The sequence below is a fragment of the Undibacterium sp. GrIS 1.8 genome (assembly GCF_040544445.1).
Taxonomy (GTDB): Bacteria; Pseudomonadota; Gammaproteobacteria; order Burkholderiales; family Burkholderiaceae_D; genus Undibacterium.
The window spans coordinates 75,996-85,171 of record NZ_JBEONQ010000022.1; the positions used below are offsets into that span (position 1 = coordinate 75,996).

Here is a 9,176-nt window from a genome sequence, read left to right on the forward strand (position 1 = left end):
AATAAAGGAAGAGAAAGACAGGTTTTAGCGCTGTTCTCCTGATTTTCTCTGTGGCTCTGTGTCTCTGTGTTGAGAGGTCTTGATGTTTTACCTCCAGCCATCTGGGTCCATGTGAATGCCAGCGAGTAGCGTTCCGTTTTTGCGTCAGACGTTTCTTAATTTACCTGCATTCAACGCCGCAGATTTACAGCGGCAATACTTGGCTTACATCAGGCCGTTGAATAAAATCAGCGAACGCATCTCGCAGTCGTGCGCCTTCTCCTATCGCGGTTTTCCAATGATGAATACGTAAATCATGATTGCTACCGTAAAAGAAAAAATCTTTCCGGTCGAGTACCTTGCCGCGTGGCAGAGTTTGTAGAAAACCCGGTGATGGCGACACCATAATCACGTTGTCCAGCCAATGCCGGTTTTTGCCTATGCTGGCGCGTCGCCATGGCAAACTTTTATCTAGCCAGCCCGGCACGATATGGTCGGTAAAATGCGGATACAGCACTAAGCCACCTTCTTTGTTACCGCTTAAACGCGAGTAAGGCAGCGCCAGATGGTAATCAATAATCCCACCATCCCAATACGTACCCGTCGGCGCATGAGGAATATGGCGCACAGGTTCCATAATCAGTGGCAAGGTACCCGATGCCAATAAGGCCGGGGCTAAATTATCTGCCGTTAATGACGAGAAATGGGTATCGAACGCATCAAATTTTGCCTTCAACCAAAACAGCGGATCACGCACGTCGCCAATCACCATTCTGTCCATGTGATTAGCGAGTTTAGAGCGCGATGCCAGATTCGAAAACGTCGCTGCCACAAATCCCGCTTTAGCTTTGCCACTCGATTGTGGTGCGTTTAAAAAGCCCCGGCCACGTACTGCCAGCAGATGCAGACGGTGTAGCGGTTGGTGTACGATTTCTTGCTCGTAACCACCGATAAAATTTTGTAGCAATTCAACGCAAACATCCGTCACATATTGGGCTGAAGGTTTTTCAGGATAACGCTGCTCACAATACAAATCACCGAGGCGCTGGAACGCCGCCACCGGATTAGCGTGGCTCGCCGCCGCCATACGCCAGGCACCGATGGATGCCCCGATCAAAGTACGTTCGCGCGGTGCACTTGGCAACCATTCTCCAAATAACCATTTATCCAGCGCCTGCAAAATCAACCCTTTAGGGCCACCCGCAGCAGCAGGTATAACCGCGATGTCGCGCGCCTGCAAACCGTGTTGACGAATATGTTCGAGAGCAAATTTTCCGGCGCGGATTTGTATGGGGGATGTCATAGGAGGTACTTTATTTCACGGTATGTAACTGCATTGTCGCGGCAGAAAATTTTCCTTCGACCAGCATAGGAATGATCTCCAGACTCTTGGCAATCGATTCGTCGATCAAAGGCTGCTCTTCTTTGCGCGGGCGATGCAAAACAAAATCAGCAACACCTTGTTGCAAGTTCAGACTACGTGGATGTCCGATACCTATCCGCAAGCGCCAATAATCTTGTGTCCCCAAAGCTGCGGTGATGTCTTTCAACCCGTTATGACCACCAGACGAACCACCTAATTTAAGCTTGGCAATACCCGGCAAAATATCCAGCTCATCATGCACCACCAATACTTGATCTGGCGTGATTTTATAAAACCGACAAATCGCACCGACCGACTGGCCAGAACGATTCATAAATGTTTGTGGTTGCAACAGCCAGACCTCTTCGCCAGCAAGCCTGGTTTTAGCCACCAGCGCGTTAAAATTTTTATCGCGTTGCAAACCATTTGTCGCAAGTTGATCAACCAGCCAGAAGCCAGCATTGTGGCGGGTTTGTTCGTATTCAGGGCCAGGATTGCCGAGGCCGACTATGAGGCGGATAGACATAATAATTTCAGCAAAAATAGTGCATTAGCTGTGAGTTGATAGATTGAATTGATTTGAATTTTTTACACGTCATCTTGTAGATCAACAGGTCACATAGTTCGCTTATCTATAATTAATAACCGTATGGTGCGCCATGCTGACCAGTACACCTTGCTATTTTTTATCGCTTGCTACGGGGCGTATGACGCATTCCGCGGCGACATTCCGGTTAAAATTTTTTAGACAAAATCAAAATAGAGCGTCCAATGATTCTGCGGCTTCTGGCTTAAAATCACGCCAGAAGCCGCAGAATCATTGGACAAGCAGTTTTACTTTTTTTTCTTCAGCAAGGGTTGTAAATACTTACCCGTCACACTCTCAGGGTTTGCTGCAACATCCTCTGGCGTACCACTTGCGATAATCAGGCCACCGCCTGCGCCGCCTTCTGGTCCCAGATCGACGATCCAGTCGGCGGTCTTAATCACGTCTAAATTGTGTTCGATGATGACAACCGTATTTCCTTGATCGCGCAAACGGTGAATGACTTTGAGCAGCAAATCAATATCATGGAAATGCAGACCCGTCGTTGGTTCATCCAAAATATACAGAGTACGACCGGTGTCACGTTTGGATAATTCCAGGGACAATTTTACCCGTTGTGCTTCGCCGCCAGACAGCGTAGTCGCACTTTGTCCCAGCCGGATGTAGCCTAGGCCCACGTCTAGCAGTGTGTGTAGTTTACGTGCGATGACGGGAACTGGTTTAAAGAATTCATACGCATCTTCTACCGTCAAGCCCAGCACCTCGTTGATATTTTTTCCCTTGTATTGGACTTCTAATGTCTCACGGTTGTAGCGCTTGCCGTGGCACACATCGCAAGGCACGTACACGTCGGGTAAAAAATGCATTTCGACTTTGATCACGCCATCACCCTGACAGGATTCGCAGCGACCGCCTTTGACGTTGAACGAGAAACGTCCTGCACTGTAGCCTCGTTCTTTGGCCACCGGCACGGTAGAAAACAGATCGCGTATCGGTGTGAATAAACCAGTATAAGTAGCTGGATTGGAGCGCGGTGTGCGGCCAATCGGTGCTTGATCGACCGAGATGACTTTATCAAAATGTTCTAGCCCGCTGATGCTGTCAAACGCGGCAGGCTCGGTTTGCGATCCATATAAGTGGCGCGCAGCGGCAGGATATAAGGTGTCATTGACCAGTGTAGATTTGCCAGAGCCGGATACGCCAGTCACACAGGTGAGTAAGCCAACTGGTAACTTGAGCGTCACGTTTTTTAGGTTGTTGCCTCGTGCGCCAGAGATCACGAATTGTTTTTCCGGATTAAAGGTCGTGCGCTTTTTAGGGACGGCGATTGCCATGGCACCGCTCAGGTATTGCGCGGTCAGCGAGCGTTCGCTTTTCATGATGTCTTCTAGCGTACCCTGGGCAATGACTTCACCGCCATGCACACCTGCACCGATGCCCATGTCAACGACAAAGTCGGCGCAGCGGATCGCATCCTCATCATGCTCGACTACCAGCACAGAATTACCGATATCACGCAAATGTTTTAGCGTATCGATCAGGCGATCGTTGTCGCGCTGATGTAAACCGATCGAGGGTTCATCTAGTACATACATCACACCAGTCAAACCAGAACCGATTTGTGACGCCAGACGGATACGCTGTGCCTCGCCACCGGAGAGTGTATCGGCGCTGCGGTCCAAAGATAGATAGTCCAGACCGACGTTGTTGAGAAAGGTTAGACGCGAGCTGATTTCTTTAATAATGCGATCTGCAATTTCTCGTTTTGCACCGACTAAAGTCAGTGATTCAAAGAAGCTCAGGGTTTGGCGCAAAGGCAGGGCGCTGACTTCGTAAATCGCTCTTTCCTGCGCGCCGTTACCGACTTTGACGTAACGAGCCTCAATCCGCAAACGTGCACCGTCGCAGCTAGGGCATTGCTTTTCATTGATGAACTTGGCGAGTTCTTCTTTTACTGCCATCGAATCTGTCTCGCGGTAACGGCGTTGCAGATTGACGATCACGCCTTCAAAGGTATGTTCTTTGATGACGGTACGACCGCGCTCATTAATGTAAGTGAAGGGAATATTCTGTTTACCTGATCCGTACAGAATCACTTGCTGAGCAGATTCTGGCAATTGTTCAAACGGCGTATCAATATCAAAATCATAGAACGCCGCCAGGTTGGACAACATCTGGAAATAGAATTGATTGCGTCTGTCCCAGCCCTTGACCGCACCGCTGGCCAGCGACAAATTTGGGAAGGCAACAATCCGTTTCGGATCAAAAAATTCGATGTGGCCGAGGCCATCGCACTCTGGGCAAGCACCCATAGGATTGTTGAAGGAGAACAGGCGCGGTTCTAATTCTTGTAGCGAATAACCGCAAGTCGGGCAGGCAAATTTATTCGAGAATAATTGCTCATGGCCGTTGTCCATATTCACAATCAAGGCGCGACCATTGGCGATGCGCAGTGAGGTCTCGAATGACTCTGCCAGACGTTGTTTGATCTCAGCTTTGACTTTGACACGATCAATCACCACGTCGATCGTATGCTTCTCCGTCTTTTTTAATTTAGGCAGATCATCCACTTCGACAATCTTGGCCGGGTGTGTGCCAGTTTGTACGCGGAAGCGCACAAAGCCTTGCGCTTGCATCTGCTCAAACAAATCAACATGCTCACCTTTGCGGTTGGACACCACGGGCGCCAAAATCATGAGCTTGGTATCTTCCGGCATTGCCAGCACGGTATCCACCATTTGCGATACAGACTGCGCTGCCAATGGATTTTCTGGATGATCTGGGCAATACGGCGTACCGACGCGGGCATACAAAAGGCGCAGATAATCGTGGATCTCAGTTACCGTACCGACGGTAGAACGCGGATTGTGCGAGGTCGCTTTTTGCTCTATCGAAATGGCAGGGGACAAACCTTCAATCAGATCGACATCCGGTTTTTCCATCAATTGCAAAAACTGTCGTGCGTAAGCTGACAGTGATTCGACATAACGTCGCTGGCCTTCTGCATACAAAGTATCAAACGCCAAAGACGATTTACCTGAGCCGGATAAACCAGTAATGACCACCAGCTTATTGCGTGGCAAATCTAAACTGATGTTTTTTAAATTATGTGTACGCGCACCGCGAATGCGGATTTCGTCACGCTTAGGTGCGGGGATGCCAGTTTTATCGAAGTCGATTTCAGCAGGCTTGGCTGCTTTGGCCGATTTTGCACGAACTTTGACCGTATTTTGTGTCATATCAACTGCTTTCCGTAAGGATGGTTTGGCTCCCCGGTTTTTTGATTCGGGAACAAGCAACCTGATACTATAACGGGTTTTTGAAATTTGACGTGTGCAAGCTGCGGACTTTGTTTTTGTCCCGTGTTTGACATATCTGTATGGCAACGTCACGAATGGATAAGAGCATTCTGAAACGCTTTACTAAGCTTGTCTGGCTTATAATCGGCGGCAAATGCTCAATCAGCTAAACAGCGAGATGGCTGAATGGGCTGAATGTGGTTTTAGCCAGAGTTATTGTCAAATTCATCAAATAATCACTATTACTTAGTGAACTTAATTAGCGAACAACAGGAGAAATACATGGCATCCCTCAATAAAGTCCAGATTATCGGCAATCTCGGACGCGACCCAGAAACGCGTTACATGCCTAGCGGCGACGCCATGACCAGCATCACCGTTGCCACTACAGAAAACTGGAAAGATAAAGCCACCGGCGAGAAAAAAGAGCAGACCGAATGGCATCGCATTACTTTTTTCGGCAAACTGGCAGAAATCGCTGGTCAATATCTGAAAAAAGGTTCGCAAGTCTATGTGGAAGGCAGTCTTCGCACGCGTAAATACACCGACAAAGACGGCGTAGAGAAATACGCTACCGACATCAAAGCAGACACCATGCAAATGTTGGGCGGACGTCCAGGTATGGGCGGCGGTGCACCGATGGATGAGTACGGCGGCGCCCCATCAGCACCACGCCAAAGCGCACCAGCGCCATCATCTGCACCACGTCAGGCACCAGCATCACGCCCGGCACCGAATTTTTCTGATATGGATGATGATATTCCGTTTTAATTTCGGACTTTCTCAATACAAAAGTAAAAACGCAGCCCTTAAAGGCTGCGTTTTTTTTCTTAAGTTTTACAAGTTATTTCTTTTCAAACGCTTCGACTAAAAGTTGAGCACCGGTGGTTCGCACCGCATTAATGATTTCTTCTTTTGCTGACTCGTGCTGCATAGCTCTGGCAATCATGACTGCACCGACGTTTTGTGCGATCACTGTCCATGCGACTGTATCTGATCCGGTCATTTCTTTTAATACATCTTTGAACCGGAGCATGCCAGCTTCAAACGCTAGATGCGCATCGTCATTGGCGCGTGCTACTTCTGCTGTGAGTGAGGGCAGCAGACATCCAGTCTCCGGTGAGTGTACGTGCTGCATGCTGAGGTAGCTCGCCAGTGCTTTAAGGATGGTTCCCATATCATCTGGATTCATGTTCTCAAAAACCTGCACAGTGCGACCTATTTCTGCTGTGATCACGGCAGTAAAAAGATCGCTCTTGTTGCTAAAGTGTTTGTAGAGCGAACCTGTTGTCAGCCCCGCGGCATTCGCCAGTGCATCAACACCTGTTGCTGCGAAACCATGTTTTTTTGCATAGCTTCCACTTTCCGAGAGCAGTTGACTTCGGACTCCTTCTTTGTGTTCCTTCGAATAGCGCATATAAATTTGAAATTTAGGTTGACGTTTCTATTGACGCTAGGATTAACATTATATAGGATAACGATCACTATCCAATAATCCTTTATAACGTTCGAGGCGACAAATGACTAATTCAGAACCTGTGGAGTGGAAAAAAACAGCGTGCATTATTTGTGCGCTCAATTGTGGTCTCGAAGTCCAAACCGAGGGGTCAAGGATTATTCGTATTCGTGCCGATAAGATGCATCCAGTCTCGCAAGGATATTTATGCGAAAAGGCGCAGCGTATGGACTATTACCAGAATGGCGCTGACCGCATATCTTCGCCTATGCGCAGAAGTGCCGACGGTAGTTACGAGGCGATTGACTGGGACACTGCGATCCGTGAGATCGCAGAAAAATTTACCGAGATTAAACGCAAGCATGGTGGCGAAAGTATTTTGTATTACGGAGGTGGTGGTCAAGGCAATCATCTGGGTGGCATTTATGCAGATAGCACGATTAAGGCCTTGGGTATTGAATATCGTTCTAACGCCTTAGCACAAGAAAAAACTGGCGAGGGTTGGGTGCAGGGCAAGATGATGGGGTCTGGCGTGCATTGTGATTTTGAGCATGCTGAAGTGGCAGTTTTCCTGGGGAAAAATCCTTGGCAGTCGCATGGCTTTGCAAGAGCGCGTGTGATTTTGCGAGATATGCAGAAAGATCCAAACCGCAGCATTATTGTGATTGATCCCCGTAAGACCGAAACCTCAGAAATGGCGGATTATCACCTCGCAGTCAAACCAGGTACAGACGCCTGGTGCTTGATGGCGATGGCAGCAATCATCGTACAAGATAATTTGGCTCCGATGGAGTGGCATGCAGAACATACCACTGGCTATGACAACATCGCCGCCGAATTACGCAAAATTTCTATACCTGAATACGCCCAAATTTGTGGTGTTGACGAGGATTTGATACGCGGCGCGACCCGCCGCATCGTCCATGCAAAAAGTGTCTCGATGTTAGAAGATCTTGGCGTACAGATGAATATGCATTCCACGCTGAACAGCTATCTAAATCGTCTGGTGTGGTTATTAACGGGCAATTATGGACGCCAAGGTACCAACAACTCTTTCGTCCCTTTGCTGGGCTTATCTATGTCTGGCCGGGATCAAAGTAAAAAAACCAAAAATCCGAAAACGCCTTCACAAGCTACATCTGCCAAGCCCAGAGTTGGTCGCACCAGTCCTGTAACAGGATTCAAAGTGATCATGGGTTTAATCCCTTGTAATGTGATCCCTGAAGAAATTCTTACGGATCATCCAAAACGCTTCCGGGCGATGTTGATCGAAAGCGCCAACCCGGTTCATTCCTTAGCAGATAGCCAAAAAATGCGCGAAGCTTTACGCGCTTTAGAGTTGAGTGTCGTACTAGACGTGGCGATGACAGAAACCGCGTTGCAGGCAGACTACGTACTTCCAGCGTCTAGTATTTTTGAAAAAGCGGAGGCGGCTTTCTTTAATTTAGAAGTGCCAAAAAATGCCTTTCATTTACGGCATCCCTTGTTTGCGCCGCGTGAAGGCACTTTGTCAGAAGCAGAAATCCATGCCCGTCTGGTCGAGGCACTGGGAGCGGTAGGACCTGCGCAATACGGCTTGTTACGCAAAGCTGCTAAGTTAGGTTTGCTACCTTACGCTCTCGCTTTTGCATGGAAATCTATGCGCGATAAGCGGGTAGCCCGGAATGCGCCTGTCGTGCTTTATCGCACCTTGGGTGAACAAATGACAAAGGCAGCGGCACCTGCCGCAGCTTTATGGGGGATCTGTCAGATGTATATCCGTCAGCAGCCGCAGGCCGCCGCTGGCGCAGGTTTCAGCGGACATCCTGTGTTAGCGGCTAACCGCTTGTTCAACGCGATCGTCAACAGTCCATCGGGCGTGGTCTACGCTATTGCAGAATACAAACATAGCTGGCAAGCGGTGCGACTCCCGGATCATCGTATCAATTTATGGATACCTGAGCTATTACCTGAAATCGAAAAAATCAGCAAAGGCGGCCCTACTGTTGACATGCAATATCCTTTCATACTCTCCGCTGGCGAACGTCGTACCGAAACCTCCAACACCACATTCAGAGATAGCAGCTGGCATAAGAAAGGCAGCTTTGGAACCTTGCGGATTAGTCCCCAAGATGCCGCTGACTTAGGTTGTCAGCCGGGTGACTGGGTGCGAGTAACGACACGCCGCGGCAGCGCCGACGCAGAAGTTGAGCTATCAGAGGGACTGCAATCCGGCCATGTTTCTCTACCTAACGGACTAGGTTTAGATTATCGCCGCGCCGATGGCGTGGTCGAACGTAAAGGCGTATCGCTCAATGAATTAACCGGCGTGATGGAGCGCGATCCAATTGCCGGAACACCTTGGCATAAACGTGTAGCGGCAAGAGTAGAACGTATTCCTGTACCGGCCTGATTGATCAGCGGATGAGCATGCTGCGGCGCTAATTTAAAAGACATGAGAGGTTCTTGCAAAACGAAACACCGGAGAGTAATTTTATTGCGAGAAGCGCAAAATAGATGAGAAAGGAGCGGCCATTTCTGGCAAGATGAAAG

Annotated in this window: 6 protein-coding genes; 2 read left to right on the forward strand and 4 right to left on the reverse strand. The window is 48.8% G+C overall.

What is annotated here, in order from left to right; genetic code table 11:
- Positions 1-184: 184 nt before the first annotated feature.
- The 3 genes from AAKU64_RS12310 to uvrA form a co-directional block, all read right to left on the reverse strand.
- On the reverse strand, positions 185-1,282 hold the full coding sequence (locus tag AAKU64_RS12310; RefSeq protein ID WP_354362194.1) for a patatin-like phospholipase domain-containing protein: 1,098 nt from the start codon (positions 1,280-1,282) through the stop codon (positions 185-187).
- Positions 1,283-1,292: 10 nt separating this feature from the next.
- Positions 1,293-1,868: an aminoacyl-tRNA hydrolase gene (gene pth, locus AAKU64_RS12315; protein ID WP_354329024.1), complete on the reverse strand. Its 576-nt coding sequence runs from the start codon at positions 1,866-1,868 to the stop codon at positions 1,293-1,295.
- Positions 1,869-2,176: 308 nt separating this feature from the next.
- A complete protein-coding gene (gene uvrA, locus AAKU64_RS12320; RefSeq protein WP_354362195.1) occupies positions 2,177-5,128 on the reverse strand; it encodes an excinuclease ABC subunit UvrA in 2,952 nt (983 codons plus the stop codon).
- A 342-nt stretch (positions 5,129-5,470) separates the two neighbouring features.
- On the opposite strand from uvrA, the gene ssb reads away from it, so the two are divergent.
- Positions 5,471-5,959 carry a single-stranded DNA-binding protein gene (gene ssb, locus AAKU64_RS12325; protein ID WP_322121025.1) on the forward strand — a complete coding sequence of 163 codons (489 nt, stop codon included), beginning with the start codon at positions 5,471-5,473 and terminating at the stop codon, positions 5,957-5,959.
- A 73-nt stretch (positions 5,960-6,032) separates the two neighbouring features.
- Here ssb and AAKU64_RS12330 read toward each other — a convergent pair whose 3' ends face one another.
- Positions 6,033-6,605, reverse strand: a complete 573-nt coding sequence (locus AAKU64_RS12330) for a TetR/AcrR family transcriptional regulator (RefSeq protein ID WP_354329028.1) — start codon at positions 6,603-6,605, stop codon at positions 6,033-6,035.
- 103 nt (positions 6,606-6,708) lie between these two features.
- Here AAKU64_RS12330 and AAKU64_RS12335 point away from each other — a divergent pair, with 103 nt between their 5' ends.
- Positions 6,709-9,036, forward strand: coding sequence for a molybdopterin-dependent oxidoreductase (locus tag AAKU64_RS12335; protein WP_354362196.1), 2,328 nt, complete (start codon positions 6,709-6,711; stop codon positions 9,034-9,036).
- Positions 9,037-9,176: the final 140 nt, after the last annotated feature.

Bases quoted from the DNA above. Each gene is read 5' to 3' on its own strand.
- uvrA (WP_354362195.1), bottom strand. From the start codon at position 5,128: ATGACACAAAATACGGTCAAAGTTCGTGCAAAATCGGCCAAAGCAGCC.
- AAKU64_RS12335 (WP_354362196.1), top strand. From the start codon at position 6,709: ATGACTAATTCAGAACCTGTGGAGTGGAAAAAAACAGCGTGCATTATT.
- AAKU64_RS12310 (WP_354362194.1), bottom strand. From the start codon at position 1,282: ATGACATCCCCCATACAAATCCGCGCCGGAAAATTTGCTCTCGAACAT.
- AAKU64_RS12330 (WP_354329028.1), bottom strand. From the start codon at position 6,605: ATGCGCTATTCGAAGGAACACAAAGAAGGAGTCCGAAGTCAACTGCTC.
- pth (WP_354329024.1), bottom strand. From the start codon at position 1,868: ATGTCTATCCGCCTCATAGTCGGCCTCGGCAATCCTGGCCCTGAATAC.
- ssb (WP_322121025.1), top strand. From the start codon at position 5,471: ATGGCATCCCTCAATAAAGTCCAGATTATCGGCAATCTCGGACGCGAC.